Annotated in this window: 17 protein-coding genes; 8 read left to right on the top strand and 9 right to left on the bottom strand. The window is 48.8% G+C overall.

Going from position 1 to position 19,978, the window contains the following annotated elements:
* Positions 1-59: 59 nt before the first annotated feature.
* On the bottom strand, positions 60-1,481 hold the full coding sequence (locus D570_RS0102815; RefSeq protein WP_018142885.1) for a CCA tRNA nucleotidyltransferase: 1,422 nt from the start codon (positions 1,479-1,481) through the stop codon (positions 60-62).
* A 42-nt stretch (positions 1,482-1,523) separates the two neighbouring features.
* Here D570_RS0102815 and D570_RS0102810 point away from each other — a divergent pair, with 42 nt between their 5' ends.
* The 7 genes from D570_RS0102810 (at position 1,524) to trxB (ending at position 12,432) form a co-directional block, all read left to right on the top strand.
* Complete coding sequence (locus D570_RS0102810; RefSeq protein ID WP_033376823.1) at positions 1,524-2,492, top strand: NUDIX hydrolase; 969 nt, start codon at positions 1,524-1,526, stop codon at positions 2,490-2,492.
* A gap of 3 nt (positions 2,493-2,495) precedes the next feature.
* Positions 2,496-4,958, top strand: a complete 2,463-nt coding sequence (locus tag D570_RS0102805) for a DUF6049 family protein (RefSeq protein WP_018142883.1) — start codon at positions 2,496-2,498, stop codon at positions 4,956-4,958.
* A 113-nt stretch (positions 4,959-5,071) separates the two neighbouring features.
* Positions 5,072-6,793: a murein biosynthesis integral membrane protein MurJ gene (gene murJ / locus D570_RS0102800; protein WP_018142882.1), complete on the top strand. Its 1,722-nt coding sequence runs from the start codon at positions 5,072-5,074 to the stop codon at positions 6,791-6,793.
* 78 nt (positions 6,794-6,871) lie between these two features.
* On the top strand, positions 6,872-9,082 hold the full coding sequence (locus D570_RS0102795; RefSeq protein WP_018142881.1) for a protein kinase family protein: 2,211 nt from the start codon (positions 6,872-6,874) through the stop codon (positions 9,080-9,082).
* Between the two features lie 8 nt (positions 9,083-9,090).
* Complete coding sequence (locus D570_RS0102790; protein WP_018142880.1) at positions 9,091-10,404, top strand: aminotransferase-like domain-containing protein; 1,314 nt, start codon at positions 9,091-9,093, stop codon at positions 10,402-10,404.
* The gene (locus D570_RS0102785; protein ID WP_018142879.1) at positions 10,401-11,387 is read left to right on the top strand and encodes a D-alanine--D-alanine ligase family protein; all 987 of its coding nucleotides are present in this window, start codon (positions 10,401-10,403) and stop codon (positions 11,385-11,387) included. The genes D570_RS0102790 and D570_RS0102785 overlap by 4 nt, the downstream gene beginning before the upstream one ends.
* Positions 11,388-11,493: 106 nt before the next feature.
* Positions 11,494-12,432, top strand: a complete 939-nt coding sequence (gene trxB / locus D570_RS0102780) for a thioredoxin-disulfide reductase (RefSeq protein ID WP_018142878.1) — start codon at positions 11,494-11,496, stop codon at positions 12,430-12,432.
* 71 nt (positions 12,433-12,503) lie between these two features.
* Here the strand turns inward: trxB and D570_RS0102775 are convergent, their stop codons facing one another.
* From D570_RS0102775 to rpmH, 8 genes are all read right to left on the bottom strand, one after another.
* Positions 12,504-13,679: a ParB/RepB/Spo0J family partition protein gene (locus D570_RS0102775; protein ID WP_018142877.1), complete on the bottom strand. Its 1,176-nt coding sequence runs from the start codon at positions 13,677-13,679 to the stop codon at positions 12,504-12,506.
* A gap of 1 nt (position 13,680) precedes the next feature.
* Positions 13,681-14,673, bottom strand: a complete 993-nt coding sequence (locus D570_RS0102770) for a ParA family protein (protein WP_018142876.1) — start codon at positions 14,671-14,673, stop codon at positions 13,681-13,683.
* 9 nt (positions 14,674-14,682) lie between these two features.
* The gene (gene rsmG, locus D570_RS0102765) at positions 14,683-15,372 is read right to left on the bottom strand and encodes a 16S rRNA (guanine(527)-N(7))-methyltransferase RsmG (RefSeq protein WP_018142875.1); all 690 of its coding nucleotides are present in this window, start codon (positions 15,370-15,372) and stop codon (positions 14,683-14,685) included.
* A complete protein-coding gene (locus D570_RS0102760; RefSeq protein WP_018142874.1) occupies positions 15,365-15,931 on the bottom strand; it encodes a Jag family protein in 567 nt (188 codons plus the stop codon). Before D570_RS0102760 ends, rsmG begins: the two co-directional genes overlap by 8 nt.
* Before the next feature lie 69 nt (positions 15,932-16,000).
* Positions 16,001-16,999: a membrane protein insertase YidC gene (gene yidC / locus D570_RS0102755; protein ID WP_018142873.1), complete on the bottom strand. Its 999-nt coding sequence runs from the start codon at positions 16,997-16,999 to the stop codon at positions 16,001-16,003.
* Between the two features lie 24 nt (positions 17,000-17,023).
* Positions 17,024-17,305 (bottom strand): membrane protein insertion efficiency factor YidD, encoded by a 282-nt coding sequence (gene yidD, locus D570_RS09280; protein WP_211204885.1) that lies wholly within the window; start codon positions 17,303-17,305, stop codon positions 17,024-17,026.
* A 17-nt stretch (positions 17,306-17,322) separates the two neighbouring features.
* Positions 17,323-17,727 carry a ribonuclease P protein component gene (gene rnpA / locus D570_RS0102750; protein ID WP_026181812.1) on the bottom strand — a complete coding sequence of 135 codons (405 nt, stop codon included), beginning with the start codon at positions 17,725-17,727 and terminating at the stop codon, positions 17,323-17,325.
* A 26-nt stretch (positions 17,728-17,753) separates the two neighbouring features.
* Positions 17,754-17,888 carry a 50S ribosomal protein L34 gene (gene rpmH, locus D570_RS0102745; RefSeq protein ID WP_007054596.1) on the bottom strand — a complete coding sequence of 45 codons (135 nt, stop codon included), beginning with the start codon at positions 17,886-17,888 and terminating at the stop codon, positions 17,754-17,756.
* 461 nt (positions 17,889-18,349) lie between these two features.
* Here rpmH and dnaA point away from each other — a divergent pair, with 461 nt between their 5' ends.
* Positions 18,350-19,966: a chromosomal replication initiator protein DnaA gene (gene dnaA, locus D570_RS0102740; RefSeq protein ID WP_018142871.1), complete on the top strand. Its 1,617-nt coding sequence runs from the start codon at positions 18,350-18,352 to the stop codon at positions 19,964-19,966.
* Positions 19,967-19,978 lie beyond the last annotated feature (12 nt).

Raw genomic sequence — 19,978 nt, 5'->3', positions numbered from 1 at the left:
AATTTCCCACCCGGCACGTGCATACTATCGTCTGAACTTATGTGAAGCGTATTCGGAGCTTATTCAGCATCGGCCAACTGTGCATACCAATTTTTCAACTCTGCCACGGCCTGCTCATGCTCAACTGGACCATTATCAAGCCGGTAATTCAGCATGTGCCTATACGCTTGACCTACAAGAGGCCCCGACTGAAGACCAAGAATGCTCATAATTTCTTCGCCATTTACATCCGGCCGAATGGCGTCAAAATCTTCTTTTTTCTTCAGCTCAATGACGCGGTCTTCCAAATCATCCATAGCGCGCGCAAACATCTGCTCTTTTGCGCGATTTTGTGTGGTGGCATCCGCGCGCGTCAGCCTATTGAGACGGTGATATAAGTCGCCGGAATCCTTAACATATCGACGCACAGCAGCATCGCTCCACCGCTCATCCACATAACCGTGGAAGCGCAAATGCATTTCTACGAGAGCGCTGACATCCGACACCAGATGATTGTCAAAATGCAAAGCGCGTAAGCGCTTTTTCGTCATTTTTGCGCCCACCACATCGTGGTGAAGGAAGCTGACCTTACCATTTTTTTCGAATTTTCGGGTGCGTGGCTTTCCCACATCATGCATGATGGCTGCCAAACGCAAGGTCAGGTCTGGAGCTGGAACGGGGCCTTCATCATCCGTTTCTAGAGCAATTGCACGGTCTAAAACCTGCAAGGTATGCTCATACACATCTTTATGATGGTGGTGTTCGTCAATTTCCAATTCCAAATCAGGAAGTTCCGGCAGTACATACTCTGCCAGACCAGAATCCACGAAGGCCTCCAAACCCTTGCGCGGATTATCGGAAAGCAAAAGCTTGCACAGTTCATCGCGCACACGCTCCGCAGACACAATGTCGATACGCTCCGCCATTTCATTAATTGCCTGCGCCGTGTCGATGCCAATGCGGAAATCGAGCTGTGCCACAAAACGCACAGCACGCATCATGCGCAGAGGATCATCATCAAAGGATTGCTCCGGTGATGCTGGCGTGCGCAAAATCTTACGTTCTAAATCACGCCTGCCATCAAAAGGATCCACAAATTCCAAACTCGGCACGCGAATTGCCATAGAATTCACCGTAAAATCTCGGCGTGAAAGGTCGCCCTCTAAGCTGTCACCATAGTTGACCTCCGGCTTACGCGAGTCAGGTTCATACACATCCGACCGGTAGGTAGTCACCTCAACCGAATACTCACGACCATCGGCCATGCGCTTAATGGCGCCCAAAGTCCCAAATTTACGACCCATATCCCAAAAACCGTCGCCCCATTTTTTGAGCAGTGGTTCAAATTCTTCAGGACGCGCAGATGTGCAGAAATCTAAATCGTGCGCAGGCCTGTGCAATAACAAATCACGCACCGGACCACCCACCAGGGCAAGCTCGTAACCATGCGATTCAAAGAGTTCGCCTAATTCTATTGCTACAGGTGAAACTGCAAAATCCACGAGTTTCCTTTCTTGGGTGCGCCAGAGAGCACGGGGTGCATCATGCCAAATATAGATTTTAACGCACCTTTCAGTCTACCGTTACCCCACCTGCACACGGTGGCAAGTAAACTAGTAATTATGGTTAATCCGGCAGACGTTTTTAAAATGCTTCAGCGTAGACGCGCTGTGCCCAAGTCTGCCCAGAATTCTGCGGATTCTCATCCTGATGTGGAGATAAAAAAGCACATAGAAATTGCATATTCGGCGCACTTTGCCAGCGACTATTTTATGGAAGATGAAGAGTATAGGACCGAATACGACCTAGAACTCGACACGCAGGCGGATGCTTCTCACTTGAGCAGTATTTCTAGTTCCGTCGTTCCGCTATATTCCACGTCCAGCACGCCTGAAGAGGATAAGGAGGGCGTACATCCAAATTCTTATCCCCATGAGGATTCCCACACTATCCTCGAGCAAATTCGTCAAAAACTTGCTCCGACTGCGCAGTCTTCATCGCGCTTCCCTACGCCAGCGATCATGCCGAAAAAGCGGGATGATTTACCTGCGAATTTTGCGTCTCTGGATAATCGCGATTTGCCTGTAGTGCGCGAGTATTCTGCCGGTGGCCTGATTTTTGATGATAAGGATCGCGTAGCTATTATCGCCCGTCATTCCCGCTCGGGTCATTTAGAATGGTGTCTGCCGAAGGGACACATCGAAAAGGGCGAAACACCGGACCAAACGGCTGTGCGTGAAATTCATGAGGAGACGGGCATTATTGGCGAAGTGGTGGATTCCATCGCTACAATTGACTACTGGTTTACGGGTGACTCCCAACGCGTGCATAAGCTCGTCCATCACTATGCCTTGCGCATGACGGGTGGGTATTTAACCGTTGAGGGCGATCCTGACCATGAGGCAGAAGATGCTACATGGGTCAAATTTGATGATTTAACCGACGTGCTGAGCTACCCAAATGAGCGCCGCATTGTCTGGCTTTATGCGAAGAAACATAGGAAAGACGCCTAAAATATGACGAATTCAACGTCGCATAAGAGTTTTGTGCGCTGTGTCGCTACTGTTACGGGGCTGGTGTTGGGTATGTTTATTGCGGGCATGCCATCACTGCTGGCGGGGTCGGCTTCCACGCCGTCTCCGACCTTAACCTCTCTCCTCACGGGACCTATTGCCGCTGCCGCGGAAACCAGCTCGAGTTCACAGGTACTCACTTTAGACAGCGCTACCAGCATCGTCACTTCAGATTCCGGATATTCAGCACAGCTCACCATTACCAATACTTCCGATGCCAGCATTCCCGCAGGAACCGTGAGTTTTTCTACGGAATTCGGCTTCGAATTCCAAACCAGCGAGCAGATGCAAGACTGGGCAACGGGAAATTTCAAACTACGCAATCCTCTGATCCTGTCTCAGTTGGATGTGCCTGCACTGGAGGCCGGACAAAGCACCCAAGTGACGCTGACGATTAGTGCTCAGGATTTGCCCTTGAGTTCGCAGGCCTCATGGGGTGCTAAGCCCGTACAAATCAGCTACGCCTCTTCAGATGATGCGCTGTCTTCCACCGTGAATACCTTCGTAACGCGTACCAATCAAGGCACGGGTTCCGAATCGCTACCACAGATTAATTTAGTTTTTACGCTACCTGTGAGTAGCGGAAATATTCAGCAATGCGTGAGCTCGCAAGATAAGTCTACATATGCGCATTCTTTGATGACCGCCCTGCTGGCTGGAAGTACGACGTTGGAGGAGGCGGCGACAGCTGTCAGCTCGAGTGCGTCATCATCGTCCTCGTCATCCTCATCTTCCTCCTCGGATGATGACTCAAACACAGACACCTCTTCAACTCAGGATGCCCAGTCCAGCTCCAACTCGACCACACACAGCAGTGATGAGTCCTCCTGCGCTTCGGATACGCTTCTCAGTCTCTCCAAGCTCGCGCAGGCTCAATCAAACGTGCAAATCATTACGGATCCCAGCATTTCGTCTCAGGCTTCGAATACCTATAACATTTCTTCGGCTCGCTCTTTGCAGCCATACGGCATCGATATTTCCGCACTGAGTAGTGCAAATTACGCCGATACTTTTGCCAGCAACGCGGCCCTTTCCAGCATCCCAACTGCGGTCAATTCTGAGGCCAGCACAGATTCCGCGCAATACATTGCTCTGGACGGCCTCGCTGGCTGGTCCAGTAACGCTTTATCCGCAGCGCAAAGCCTTGGCTACACCACAGTTTTAGCCCAGCACGGCCTCAGCTCGGACACCGATGGAGCAGTGCATAATTCCGTAGCACACGTCACCGTAAACAATACGGATATGACGGTGCTCATCGCTCAAAAAGAGCTCAGCACCTTGGCACAAGGTAAGACCACCGATAGTGCTGCAACTGCGGAAAACTCTACTGCGGGACTTATTAATCGTTTCATTGCGCAGTCCGCCTTTTACGAAACACAAGCACCCTACGAATCGCGCACCCTGCTCGTCAATACTGCAAGTTTGGCGGATAATCTAAGCGCCGACCATCTGAACTTTTTAACGGAATTACTGGCACAAGTAAATGCAGCCTCCTGGACGCACATGAGCGATCTCAATGCGCTTATTTCTGCGCAAACGGCGTACAGCACATCGGATGTCGAAGATTTTATCAACACTGCACCCAGCCTGAGTGATGAGGATGCGCAAACGGTGGAAAAATTGGCGCAGGATATCAATGCCAATACCTCCCGTATGACCAGCTTCCTGAACAGTGTGGATGACAGCGCCCAGACCACCTCCACCGATCAGCAGTCGCGCAATCCCCAAGATCTCGCAACGGGTACGGCAAATAGATCCCGCACACTATCGTCGGATGATTTGCGCACCTGGCAGTCTACCCTGCGCAGTCTCGCCTCCCAGTACGCTTCCCAAGCATTTACGGCGTTAGGCATTCAAACCTTTGCCAGCGACGCATCCTCGAATGCTGCGCTTCAATCGCATACGGCGGTTACCGATGATTTATTTGGCAGCGTCAATGTGTCTGTGCCAAAGTCACTGCTCGTTGCCAGCGAAACAGCTACCGTGCCGGTAACCGTTTCCAATGAATTGCCGGTGGCGCTGAAGCTCAATATCGATACGCAGTCATCCGGAAAAGTGTCCTCCGAGGTGACGATTACGGGTAAATCGGATTTAGTCATTCCGGCACACTCTGAGCAGCAGGAAACCTTACCTATTCGAGCCATTTCCGGATGGACCACGACCTTCTCTATTTACCTCACCACCTCCGAAGGCGTGATTATCGGCGATGAAAAGCCTCTGACCATTTCGAGTTCTTTTACTGTGCTGGATAATGCTGGCTACTCTATTATCGGACTAGCTGCTCTGCTCGCCATTCTTGGCGCAAAACGACAGATTTCTCGCATGCACAAGAAAACGACTGAAAATGAGGGCGGTTCTTCGGAATCTGCGCCGACAGAGACGTCTCCTGAAATTGATAAATCGTAAATCCATAGCCTTGAAGTCGCAGAAACCTCGTTCCGGCATTCTTCCTTTCGCCAGTGAAAGGCTTATACTAATCATCATTCCATAACGCTGTCAGGTAAGGTAACATTCTTCACATGAGCTCAGTAGGTCGAAATTCGCTAATCCTCGCTTCCGGCACGCTTGCATCGCGATTAACCGGCATGATTCGCACCATTTTACTGGCGGCAGCCGTGGGCACGACAGGCATTGCGGCCAATGCTTACCAAACGGGCTCGTCGATTCCACAGGTGATTTATACGCTGATTTCGGGTGGGTTATTCAACGCCATTTTGGTGCCACAGATTGTGCGCACCTTAAAAGCAGAAAATTCCAAGGAACGTTTGGATAAGCTCGTCACGTTAAGCATGCTGATTTTGCTCGGCTTTACAGCCATTATCATGCTGGGTACGCACGCCATCACCTCAATTTTCTTGAGCTCCTCTTGGACCGGACCGCAGCGTGCGCTGGCCGATGCTTTTACACTCTGGTGTACGCCGCAGATTTTCTTTTATGGTTTGTACACCGTGCTTGGCCAAATCCTAGCCGCCAAAGACAAATTCGGCATGTATGCGTGGAGCTCCGTGGCAGCGAATGTAGTGAGTTCTGCTGGTTTTATTACCTTTTTAGTGTTGTTTGGCAACGCTTCTCGCCAGCCTTTAAGCTTCTGGACAGCCGATAAAATCGCGCTCACGGCAGGTACCTGGACCTTAGGCGTGGCCGTGCAAGCGTTATTGCTCTTTATTCCGCTTATTCGTAGTGGTTATAAATTCAGCTTTTCGTGGGGCTTTCGAGGCATTGGGCTGCGCTCCATGGGTAGCGTAGCCGTGTGGAGTTTAGCTATTACCATTTTGGTGCAAATTACTTCTATTATTACGGCACGCATCGCCTCGGGTGCACCACTTGCTGCAGGCGATACCTTCGGCGTGGCTGGAAATGGTTCTTACCAAAATGCCATGAGTATTTACATTTTGCCGTATTCGCTTTTTGCTGTATCTCTGGCCACCGCCACTTTTCCACGTATTTCAAATCATATTGCGCAAAGAAATATCACGGCTGCTGCAGATATCGTCGATGGTACCATGCGCTCTTCTAGCCTGATTATGTGCTTCTTCACAGCGGTGATGATGGCTATTCCTTTGCAGCTTTCTGCTGTTTTCCTGCCCTCCATCGATGGCACGGAAATGAGCTTGCTCAGCCCTATTATTATGTCACTGAGCCTAGGCCTGCCCTTTACCTCTCTCGTCCTCCTGGCCCAGCGTGCATTTTACGCCTTCGAGGATGGTAAAAGTCCCTTTATCATCGCCGCTGTGCAAAGCGCGCTGATGGTAATTATCCAGGTTATCACCTGGTTGTGGGTAGCACCTCAGCATCAGGCGGTTATGCTGGGATTTGCAACGAGCCTGAGTTATATGCTCTGCATCCCGGTGTTGCTCGTTATGCTGTACCGTCGTTTTGGTGGAGCTTTCCATGTGGGTGAATTTACCGTAAGCCATGTGAAGATTTATCTGGCTGCGCTTATCACTTTTGTGGCGGCGTGGGGTACGTCTACCGCATTAAGTCAGGTCTTGAATTTCAACCCTTCTACGGCACAAGGGCGAACGGCTTGGTTTATCGCTATTCTGATTTGCGCCATCACCACCGTGGTGTCCTTTATCGTATATGCCATTATTTTGATTGTTCTACGTACAAAGGAATTTGCCCACGGTTTACGTGCCCTTTCTACGAGATTTAATCTGACCCGATTTTCCATCGTAGAAAAAATTCTGAACCGAATTTCTCCTGATTCAAGCTCTGACAGTACCTCCACAATAGAGTGATTTTCATGCCCTATTTACGTTACCCCCATAAGTAAAATAGGCATAAAGATTTGGAACCCCTGCATATAGAGAGATGCTATGAATTTTGCAATTGGCGATGTATTACTTGATCGCTTCCGCCTGGTCGAAGTTTTGCGCGACGAGCCAGGTTTTTCCGTGTGGATTGCGCGGGATAATACTTTGCAACGTCGTTGCCAGATATTTATCGTGGCAAACTCGACGATTATTTCACGCGTTAATGCGGCCGCGTCGGCGCTGGCTCTTTCTCAGGATAAGCATTTTGTACAGGTGCTCCATCTGCACCGCGATGGTGAGGTCTGCGTCATCGTGACGGATGAAGATACGGGTGTCACCTTACGCGATTATCTCACGGATCATGCGGCAGATCCGCAGGCATTCCCACTGAGCCACGATGCTATTCGTTCTATCACTGGCGATTTGACATCGCTGTGCCAAAAGCTCGATGACAATGGTCAAGCGCATTACTGCATCGATGACATTAACGTGCGTCTGGCGCATCGTCATATTGTTATGGCAAATTTCCCGGTGTCCGCTGCCCTGCTTCCGCCGACAGCTCCACGCTTTAAGTCCACAAATCACGATGTGGAAAGCGTTATGGTCTACCAGATTGCGGCCTTAGCTTTCGAAATGTTGACGGGAACGCCATACCGTTCTGTGCTTGCTGGACGTGCACGCGGTATGCTGCTCGAAGCACATACACCAGAAGATCTTATGCTTATTTGCGTGCGTGGGCTGTGCCTGCCGGACGAGAAGAATGAAACGCCCGTTCCGTTGGTCACATTGTTTGAGCTCAATATCCTGCTCAATCCATACCAGAGCTTGTCCGAGCTGTCGAAAAAAGACAACTCTCATATCAATCTGAGCCACAGGCCGCGTTCGGTGCCGTCGATTTCTCAGGCTGTGCTCAAGCGCGTGGATCCGCAGTATATTGCGCCCATTCCGCGTTCTTTGAAGGAAAAGCCAGCTGATTCGGATTCCACTGCCATCCCGGATTGGAGTGCCTCAGAATTAATTTTTGGTGGCGCAAAGGCTGTGGATTTGACCAAGCCTGATACGTCTACCGATCTTTTCCATGCTCTGGGCGAATTAGATGAGACCAAGTTGGAGAAGCATTACGATCCATACGATTTTAATGATTTTCCAGATGCGGATTTCAGCACGGTCAATATGAATACTCAGGCTATTCGTCAAGCCGCCACCGCAGCTTCAACTTCGGCTGATTCAGCTGTAGCTGCGTCTGAATCAGCAAATAAGCCTGCAAGCACAGACCAGGATCGTATCCCTACTGGCTCGTTCCGATCCCGCTCCGCTCATCCTGCACCCGCATCCCGTGCGAATGTTTCACGTGAAACATTGTCAGAAGCAGGCACAGAAACCGAAGTCATTCCTCCTGTTTTCGCGCCCCGCGCTTCACAAACATCGAGGAATCGTGCGGCTACACCTGCTCAGCAACCTGAGAAAACACAGAACAGTCCTAAGACACAGCCTCAGAAGAAGAATTCTGTCTTTTCTACACTACTTGAAAAGGTCGGTACTATTCTTCAAACCAGAACCGGCTCCATTATCGGCATTGCTATTATTCTGATTGCGTTGCTGATTGGCTCTATATATTCCCTTGGTCTGGGCAGCTTCTCCTCCACGGATTCACCAAACGACCCGTGGTCGCAGATTTCAAAGGAAACCGTGCGCTTCCCAGGACAAGAAAATAACAAGGGTGCCGATAGCTCTACTCTGGCGGAATCTTCTACCGATGATTCGCAGGAGAATTCTTCCTCTTCGGACAACTCGAGTTCGAGTACAAACTCGGATAACCAAACTCAGTCGACGACTACGACTCCAACCACATCGGATAGTGATATCACGCCAGTCAGCTTGCCGGAGTCCAAAGCCGTCAGTGCCGTGCCAACCCCTGAAGGCACAGGTAGCACAACGGTGATTGAGCCACTCGGATATACCTTCCTCAACCGACCTGACGGTATCCGCGGATGGGGTTATTCCTTCACCTTCTCCGAGGCCACGCACTTCTGGAAGGTCGAAGTCGGTAACCAAACGGGCGGCGGTCAGGTCCACATTTATGCGGATCCAACCACGGAAAATCCAACTACCGGTAATGAGGTGGCCAGCTTCAGCTTTGCCGACAATGCCCAAACTACAAGCATTATCCTGAGAAAACCAGTCACAGCCACTAAGCTTGTGGTGTGGATTGATGGCACGGATGCATCAACCATCCCACAAAGCATTCGACTGACGCATTACGCATTCTATTAAGGAGCACCATGACGAATAATTCATCTCACGTCATTAAAAACGATCCATGGTTTGGTTCTTATGCTTCTCGAGCCGAGGACATGCGTGCCTCGGAAATTCGTGCGCTTTTTGCGGTGGCGAGCAGACCGGAAGTCGTTTCTTTGGCGGGAGGAATGCCATATCTGGACTTTCTTCCCTTTGATGAATTATCCGAATTAGTCGCTTCCATGCTCCGCGAACGCGGTACTACGGCTTGGCAGTACGGCAGCGCACAAGGAGACCCTCACCTGCGTGAGCGTATCCTGGATATCGTGCGCCTCGAAGGGATTACCGATGCGCAAGCCGATGACGTAGTTATTACGAATGGTTCCCAAAACGGTTTGGATCTCATCACGCGTCTTATGTGTGATCCTGGTGACGTTATCATCGCCGAAGATCCCAATTATGTGGGTGCTTTGGGCGTTTTTAAAAGCTTTCAAACAGAAGTTATCAACGCCCACATGGATGAACATGGTTTAATTCCTGAGTCCTTTGAAGAGAGCATTCGCTCGGCGCAGGCTCAAGGAAAACGCGTGAAATTCCTCTACACCGTTCCTAATTTCCATAACCCTGCCGGCGTTACCATGAGTGTGGAACGCCGCCCTCGCATTCTTGAGATTGCGCGCAAATACCACGTGCTTATCGTAGAAGATAATCCGTATGGTCTTCTGTCTTTCGATAACACAACCTATCCGGCTTTGCGTTCTTTCGATGCGGACAACGTGGTGTATTTGAGCAGTTTCTCCAAGATCATCGCTCCCGGCATGCGCGTGGCGTGGATGATTGCACCTCCGGGCATTCGCCAAAAACTGGTGCTTGCCAACGAGTCTTCTATTTTGAGCCCTTCGAATATGAGCCAAATGACCATTTCCACTTACCTCGATAACTTTGACTGGAAAAAACAAATTGAGGATTATCGTGGTATGTACAAGTCCCGTTGCGATGCCATGGATGCGGCTTTGCGTACTTATATGCCCTACTGCTCATGGAATAAACCGAAGGGTGGCTTCTATATTTGGCTGAAGATTCCAGAAGGTCTGAACGCTAAAGCTATGCTTCCACGCGCCATTACCGCACGTGTGGCTTATGTTTCTGGTACTGCATTTTATGACACAGGTGAAGGTGCAGATCATATGCGATTAAGCTTCTGCTACCCGACTGAAGAGCGTATTACGGAAGGCATCCGCCGCCTATCCACAGTTGTCGAAGACGAGCTGGCAACGGTTGAGCTCTTCGGCACGGCCCACTCGTCACGAGCACATTTGAGCACTTCCAATTCACACAATGAGAAGGACGAAGCATGAAGCCACGTGTAGCAATTCTCTGTGGAGGCCTGAGCCACGAAAGAGACATTTCCTTGAACTCAGGACACCGCGTTGCGGGTTTCTTGGAGGAATCCAAAAAATGGGATGTCGCCATACACGATGTGGACAGCAACCTCATCGACTATCTCCAAGATCCTAGTACCCGACCAGATGTCGTCTGGCCGCTCCTCCACGGTTCATACGGTGAAGATGGCTCTATTCGCGATATTCTGGAGATGCTAGACCTGCCCTATATCGGCTCACGCGCAAAAGCCTCCATGCTCGCGTGGAACAAGCCGATTGCGAAAAATATCGTCCGTAAAATTGGCAATGTGCACACGCCACATTCTGTGACGCTGCCTCAAGATATTTTCCGTGAAATGGGTGTGCAAGCCATTATCCAATTGATTATTAATTCCATAGAGCTTCCGCTGATTGTGAAGCCAAATATGGGTGGCAGCGCCTTGGGTTGCTCTGTTGTCTTTGATGCCGAACATCTACCACAAGCATTGGTGGATTGCTTTGCCTATTCACATACGGCCTTAATTGAGCACTATGTGTCCGGCACGGAGGTGTCCGTTTCCATTTTGGATACGGGAGATGAAATTATTGCTCTGCCTCCGATGGAGATTAGCACACCAGACGGCGTTTACGATTATTCGGAGCGCTATACGCCAGGTGCTACGGAATTCATCATTCCAGCCCGCGTGGATGCGGATGTTTTGGAGCATGTCAAGGAAGATGCGCTGACTGCGTACCAGGTCCTCGGTTTGCGCGATATTTCACGCATTGATTTCATTATCGATGATGAAGGAAATCCACAATTTTTGGAGGCCAATGTCACCCCGGGTATGACCGATGTGTCAATTTTGCCTCGTCAGGTTGCGGCTGCTGGATTTGATTTGAGTGAATTGTACTCCCGTATGGTTGCATCTGTCATCAGTCAAAAGCGCAATGTACCGCACGATAAAATTTCTCGATAACTAGAGAAAACACCGATTTTCACTCCCCAAGCGAAACTACACACCTCGGGAATGAAAACGAGTGTTTGCATGTTAAAGATTTCGTATTGAATTCCAAGGAGAAATTATGACCGTTCGAAATGCCATAGTTATTGGTTCCGGCCCTGCTGGCTACACCGCAGCATTATATTTAGCACGCGCTGGATATGAACCACTTGTTATAGCGGGAGCGGTTACGCCTGGTGGACAGCTCGTCAACACCACGGAAGTGGAAAACTTCCCTGGATTCCCTGAAGGCATTATGGGCCCAGACCTGATGGACAATATGCGCGAGCAGGCAGAAAAGTTCGGCGCAGAGATTGAATACGACGATGTGGTATCCGTAGATTTTAGCTCCGATATCAAAAAAGTGACTACAGATATGGGCGAAACCTATGAGGCGAAGGTTGTTATTTTAGCAACGGGCGCTTCGTATCGTCACTTAGGCATTCCTGGAGAAGAGGAATTCTCGGGTCGTGGTGTATCCTACTGCGCTACCTGCGATGGTTTCTTCTACAAGGACAAGCCAATCGTCGTAGTGGGTGGTGGCGATTCTGCTATGGAGGAAGCCGACTTCCTCGCACGTTACGGCTCTTCTGTTACTCTTATTCATCGCCGTGACGAATTCCGTGCCTCCAAGGTGATGCTGGACCGTGTGAAGAACAATGAGAAGATCAATATTCTCACCAATACGCGCGTTACAGAAATTAATGGTGCTGCGGATACTGGCGTCACTTCCCTATCGCTGGAAAATACAGTAGATGGATCCACTAGTACACTGGATGCCCAGGGTCTTTTCATCGCTATTGGTCACGTACCACAGTCTCAGTTCCTCGGCAATGCCGTAGAACTGGACGCAGAAGGTTATATTGTGCCTTCCGGCCCTGGTACGCAAACGTCTGTACCGGGTGTCTTCGCTGCGGGAGATGCTGTAGATAAGGTTTATCGCCAAGCTATTGTAGCTGCGGGTGCGGGTTGCCAAGCGGCTCTGGATGCTCAGTCATATTTGATGACCCTAGCAGATTAATCTTTAAAAATTAGCCGGGTTAGATGATATTCATCCAACCCGGCTTTGTTATACTCACAAACAAAAGAGGATTAAACCCAACCATCCGTTTTCTTCTCATCCTGTGTATTGAGGACTGCAAGAATTCGATCTAGATCTTCTTGCGAGGTAAAGGTAATTTCGATACGACCGCGCTTCGCAGATCCCTTGATGGCTACTTTCGTATCAAAACGATTTTCCAAATGCTGCACAATCTCAGAATTTTCCCACGGATTCGTACGCTGCTTGCGAGGCTTCTTCTTCTGAGCCGCACCATTCTTCAGAGCAACCAGCTCTTCCGTAGAGCGCACAGATAATCCCTCCGCAATAATGCGGCGAGAAATTTCATCCATTTCTTCCTCAGAGGACAAAGACAACAATGCACGTGCATGCCCTGCAGAAAGCACACCGGATGCCACTTTCTTCTGGACAGTTCCCGGCAATTGCAAAAGACGCAAAGTATTGGTAATCTGCGGGCGGGATTTAGAGACACTCTGCGCCAACTGCTCTTGCGTCAAACCAAATTCCTTCAGCATCTGCTGATAAGCGGCTGCCTCTTCCAAAGGATTCAGAGCCACACGATGCAAATTCTCCAAAAGCGCATCACGCAACATTTGATCATCTGCTGTGGTCTTCACAATTGCTGGAATCTTTTCCAGCCCAGCCAAGCGGCTCGCGCGTGTACGGCGCTCACCCATAATCAGCTCGTAATGATGTCCCTCATGAGTGGCCGGATCAGCCTCACGCACGACAATAGGCTGAAGAATGCCGACTTCTTTAATGGAATTCGATAATTCAATCAAATCATCTTCATCAAATACTTGACGAGGCTGGTTAGCATTTGCCACCACATCATCCAAGCGCACTTCCGTCAAATATGCACCATGCACTTCACGCAGGCCTGTTACTACACCTGCATCCTGCGTCGATGACAGTAATGCGTCCAAAGCGGCAGAGGATTCATAGCGTGGAATGGAATTTTCCAGACTAGGAATAGCTGGACGCATCTCTTCTTCCGGATTGTCGGATACGCCTCCCAACAAATCGACGGCTGGAACGGATACGCGGTTCTTCTTGCGGCTTGGCTTCTTCGTAGGAGTCTTCTTTTCTTGAGAGTCGGATGCAGTGCTTGGCTTCGATGTTTCACGTGAAACATCAGGAGTGATTTCTTCTTCGATTGCTGGGAAAAGAGCCCCTAACCCTTTGCCCAGCCGAGAACGTCCTGGCATCTTACTGCTCCTTCTTCGAACGATCTAATCGTTTCAATATCTGTGCACTTTTTTGATTAATCTCGTATGCAGCTTCACGGTAAGCAATTGCTCCCGCTCCCCTCGGGTCGTATGCAATAACGGATTGCGCAAAGCTGGGCGCTTCGGAAATACGTACAGCACGCGGAATTGTAGTTTTTAGCAAAAGATTAGCATAGTGCTCTTCGACTTCTTGATACACTTCCTGGCTGAGCAGTGTGCGCTTGTCATACATCGTAATCAAAATCGCAGAAATAACAAGCTGCTTATTCATGCTCTTCTGCACCAGCTGGATGGTGCGCAATAATTGGCCCAAACCTTCCAACGCATAATATTCGGCCTGAATCGGGATAATCACCTCATGCACAGCACACAAAGAATTCAATACCAGCAACCCCAAACTTGGAGGGCAGTCAATAATGACGTAGTCGTATTTCTTCTTGCTGGCCTTCATAAACGCGCGCAACTGATCACGGAGCAGATACACGCGGTTGTCTAAAGCGGCAATTTCCAGTTCCGCTCCCGACAAGTCTATAGTCGATGGAACCACATCGAGATTATCAAAATCCGGGCAAACCTGAATCACATCAGAAATCTGCGAACGTCCTTCGATGACGTCATACAACGAAGCCGTACCGGATTCATGCTGCGCGCCCAAGGCTGTCGAAGCATTCCCCTGTGGATCCATATCCAGCAAAAGCACATTCATCCCCGCCTCTGCAAAAGCTGCAGCGAGGTTAACAGAGGACGTGGTCTTTCCGACTCCACCCTTTTGATTTGCCACGGCTATATATCGTGTAGATTTCGGCTTTTCAAATTTTAGCGAGGCAATAGATTCATAGCGCTTCTTTTCATCCGCAACTTCAAAACCCACGGTTGAATCCGACGCTTCATGAAAAATTCGATCAATGACTTCGGAGGCTGGTTCAAATTGAGGATTGTCATCAGGTAATGTTTCACGTGAAACATTGCTCATTTCTGCCTCCTATTGTTTCTTTTTAAGCACTAATACACGCGTTGGCTCTAATCCTTCAGCCACCGGCGCCTCAAAAACTCGCGGAGAGTATGTACCATACTTCTTCATCTCTTTGGCTGCTTTTTCGAGCTCGGTCTCCACACTCCGACCTTTTAAGGTCACGAGCTTCCCACCTGGCCGGATTAACGGGAAAACCATACCCGTCAGCTTTGTCATGGGAGCAACGGCTCGACAAGTCGCCACATCAAATCCGTGGAAACGCGCCGGAAGTTGCTTCAAAATCTTCGGCTCAATTTTTCCTGGAACTACTTCCTGTGCACGAGCACGGATAATAGTCACATTGGATAAGTCTAATTCTTCAACGACTTCATGCAACCACTCCACGCGACGTTCCATCGGCTCCACTAAGTATACAGGAGTCTGACTCATACACGCGGCAATGATAATTCCCGGGAAACCTCCGCCACTACCAATATCGCCGATAGCGCCCGACAAATCCTTCATTTCCTTTTTCAGGAATGGAACGATGGCAGCTGAGTTAAGGATATGCCGTTCCCAAATAATATCCACATCACGAGGACCAATGATGCCTCGTGGCTCTCCCTCCGTTTCCAATTTCTGATGAAACAGAGAAAGCTTGTCAAAGGCATCACCCAAAACCTGACGAGGAATGGGCGAAGTGTTGAGAATATCAGTCATCGTATTCTTCTACATTTTCGTTGTCGAAGTTGTCCACATCGTCCATAGACTCTTCATCCACATCCGATACACGCTTCTGATATACAGTGACATAGCGCTTAGGATCCACACCATGCGAACGTGAACGTAAGCCTTCCTCACGCACAATGTCATGCACAATCTTGCGTTCGTAAGAATTCATCGGACGCATATCCACAGGCTCACCGGAATCCAATACCTCCTGTACCGCATCCAAGGCCAATGCCACGAGCTTCTCGCGCTTCTTCTTCAGATATCCATCCACGTCCACAATAATGCGTGAATGTTCCCCTGTAGACTGCTGCACAGCTAAACGCGTCAGGTGCTGCAAGGCATTCACCACTTGACCATCGCGGCCAATCAGGTGGCGAATATCTGTATCGTCGTCGGCCACAATTTGTACCACAGGACGTCCCTGACGTACGCCTAATTCAATATCGCCCTCATAATCAGCAATATCCAAAAGACCCTCAAGGTAGTCAGCAGCGATGTCAGCTTCGTCATTGAGCTGATCCAGGTTGACTTCAGTATTCTGATCCATAATGCTCCTTACATTATCTTCAGTCTATCCCTGCAAGTGTATTTCGTCCGTCATGTTTCACGTGAAACATTAACGCTTCTTGGACTTCTTTCGTGAAGGCTGGTAGCGCTGGGTGCCGCCACTCTTCTTGGTTTCTTCCATTGCTTCCTTAGCCTTTTCCAATTCTTCTTCTTCGATGCTTGGAAGGCCTAAGCGCTCACGACGCTTGGTTTCATTAGTATAGTCACGCTTCTGCTTAGCTTCGTAAGCTGCAGAACCTGGCGTTGGGAAGTTTTCAATCTGGAAGACCATCTGCAACAGAGTCCAAGTATTGTTGGTAGCCCAGTATACGAGCACAGCGAATGGCAATGCCACACCAGAGAAGATATAGATAACCGGGAAGATAAACGCCATCGTGCGCTGTGTATTATATTGCTGCGTACCTATGGATTCCTTCGGCATATTGCGGCGAAGGCTATAGTACTGAGACAAGAACATAGTAATACACATATAAGCGACGAATAAGCCTATAACCACACGACCGGAACCAGAAGCATTCGTAAAGTTCAAAGAAATCTTCGTACCGAAAACTTCCGTATGCATAATTTGCGAAGCCACATCCTGTGTAAAGCCACCCAGCGCATCCTTGGTACCATTTGCAATGTATTGCATAGAAGACAAGATATAGAAGAGCGCCATAAACACAGGACCCTGAATCAGCGAAGGCACACAGGATCCCATAGGATTGACATTGTTATCCTGATACAACTTCATCGTTTCGCGGCTCATAGCCTCGCGCGATGCGGGATCTGTCTTGCCCTTATATTTATTTTGAATTTTCTGAATCTTTGGCTGTATAGCCTGCATACGACTCATAGAATTCATCTGACGTACGAAGAATGGCAAAATAGCCACACGCACGGTAATTGTCAGGAAGATAATAGAAAGAACCCACGCAAAGCCCGAACCAGACTGCATGCCCAAGAATACAAACAAATCGTGGAAGAGCACCATGATCTGCGTCATTAACCACTCAAGTGGGTACAGAATTCTATAAATAAAGCCAAAGAAACCTTGATCGAGATTCATTCTTCTTGTCTTCCTATTCGTAAGCTATTCGTAAGGATGGTATTGAGGTTCTATACTGGGCTCTTCATGAGCTGAAGACCAGGAAAAACGATAAAAAACAGAAAACTTATGGGGAACATCATCAATTCCACCGCGAGACCAGGGCCTGCACCGCATTAATCGTAAAAGTGCAAGTGTGCCTCCGCGTACAGCCCCGAAGCGCTCAATGGCGGTCAGAGCATAGGTGGAGCAGGTTGGATAGTATTTGCAGGTTGGCAGAGTACGCGCAGAAATAGTGGTTCTATACCACTGTATCGCGTTTATCATCATTCTGCTGGCTGCACTCACAATGCTTCCTCTACCTGTTGAGTTGATTGTAACGTGCTAGCGATTTTACCAAAAGCCGTACTCACTTGGTGGTCTAACTGATCAAATGGTACGCCATAGCACCCAGGCTTTGCTCTCATCACGATATCGAGATTCACGTCCTGAGGTAAAAGGTGCTCGTAACGTCGTGCGAGTACGCGAAAACGGCGCTTAACCGCATTACGCTTAACCGCATTTCCTACCGACTTTGTTACTGCAAGTCCCAGGCGTTTTTTGCCTGTAGAACTGACTAAGTCGCTCATTTGATTATTACTTGCAGATGGTGAAGTAACAACGAAATGAACGACTATATCTTTTGTGGAAACTTTTTTTCTTTTCCTCAACACAGCAGTAAAGTCTTGATGACTTTTTAACCGCTCCACTGTCAGGCGTTGATATTACGCGTCGCTTATGCAGAGAGGGACTTACGACCCTTTGCACGACGACGATTAATAACAGCGCGACCCGAACGGGTACGCATGCGCAAACGGAAACCGTGCTTCATATGACGACGACGGTTGTTTGGCTGGAATGTACGCTTCATAATTTAACGCTCCCCAATAGTGCCTTTTTGCCGTGTCTATCACGGCCTTCTTTAAGTCAATCTCTACAACCTTACTCGAAACCCTGTACTGAGGCAAATTCTCAGCAAAAAAATCTTGTTATCCACGTCACTTCCACAGCTTACCCACACGTTATCCACCATGTGCATAACTGCCGAAAATAATTCACATTTTTAAATTACATGCGTGTAGTTATCCACACTTAGCCTTGTGAATAAGCGAATAACTATGTGGATAACTTTATCCACTTATGCACAAATTACACGCATGTTATTAACATTTGTGTATTTTCAACACGCTTGACTGTGGATAACTTTTCAACAACGGTGTATAAAAGTATGAGGCCCTTTTGCTAGACTGTATTGGCTGGTCATTTGGCGGCCAGATTTACATGTATGTGATAGAAGTGATGGACGAGTAAGACCTGTAACAAGGAGACGATATGGCAGATATGATGAATGCCTCTGATGTGTGGAATCAGACATATCAGCTCTTACTCGATCAGTCCCTAGATCTTACTTTGCGCGAATTTGCATGTTTGAACGATATTAAGCCATCCCAGATTTTCGGCACAATGATTGTGCTCACCGTTTCGAGTGAATCGACACGTAGCGTAGTAGAAAAAAAGCTTCACAATGTGTTAACCCAGCTTTTTTCGCAGGTTACAGGTCAGCAAATGACCTATGTGGTGCAGATTGATCCTCAAATTTTAGAGCAAGGCGGCACACCTCAGAGCTCACCTCGACCTCATCAGATGCAGCAGCATACCGCGTCTGCGCCTATGTCTTCGGAAACTCCACAGATGTCTGCCACTTCTGCGCCCACCACCACCTCCGATATTCCTGTGGTTTCCAGCACGCGCGATGCCGAAGGAATGGGCACCTCTACCCCATCGCATACGCTACCAACACCGATTGCGCATGTCTCGCAGGCTGCTCCACCGGATTCTTCGGCTTCACTGGCCTCGCCAGCAATGATGGAAAGTCCGGCAAATTCACGTGATGAGGTTACTCATCTGAACAAGAACGCCGTTTTTGACAACTTCGTCCCCGGCGAATCCAATGAATTTGCAAAAAGTATCGCTTTTGCTACTGCTGAGCGCCCCGGCGTGGAATACAACCCGCTTTTTATCTACGGTGGTTCCGGTCTGGGCAAAACCCATTTGCTCAATGCCATTGGAAATCAGGCTTTGCTCATTAATCCAAATTTGAAGGTGCGTTACACCAATTCTGAGGAATTTACGAATGATTTGGTGATTGCTTTGGGCAATAGCGCGAGCAGTCGTCGCGCAGAAATGGTGGAATTTAATCGCCGCTACCGAGGCGTTGACATTCTCCTCGTCGATGATGTGCAGTTTATTGCGGGCCGTGATACCACGGTGGAAGCATTCTTCAACACCTTTAATGAATTGTATGAACAGGGCAAGCAAATTGTACTGGCATCCGATGTGGCCCCTCAGCATTTGAAAGGTCTTCCGGATCGTTTGATTTCTCGCTTTAGCCAAGGCATCCCGGTAAGTATTGATCCGCCATCGCAGGAATTGCGTGAAGCTATTTTACGCATGAAGTCGAAGGCGCAGCATATCGATATTCCGCTTGATGTTATTACTTTAATTGCGGAGCGCGTGACGGAAAATGTGCGTCAGCTGGAAGGGGCATTAACACGTATTTCTGCGATGGCAAGCCTGAGTAATCAAGCCATTACAAAGAATTTGGCTGAGCAAACGCTGAAAGATTTTTCTAATTCGACGGTGGAAATTACACCGACGAATATCATCACTTTTGTTGCGAAGTATTATAAGTTGACGTTTGAGGATATTGTTGGATCTTCACGCACAAAAAATGTGGCGCAAGCTCGCCAGGTTGCTATGTATTTGTCGCGCGAACTGACATCCATGTCTTTGGTGGATATTGGAGCAACCTTTGGCGGCCGCGATCACTCCACCGTCATGCATGCGTGCCGAAAAATTTCCACAGAAATGCAGGAAATTCCAGAAACATATAATGCTGTAACAGATTTGACCTCGCAATTGAAGCAAAATCGCGCATTTATCGATTAAAAGTTCGGATGT

It is taken from the genome of Alloscardovia criceti DSM 17774, assembly GCF_000376885.1.
Taxonomy (GTDB): domain Bacteria; phylum Actinomycetota; class Actinomycetes; order Actinomycetales; family Bifidobacteriaceae; genus Alloscardovia; species Alloscardovia criceti.
The sequence above is the reverse complement of the archived record's forward strand: the minus strand, read 5'-3'. Positions and strand labels throughout refer to the sequence as shown.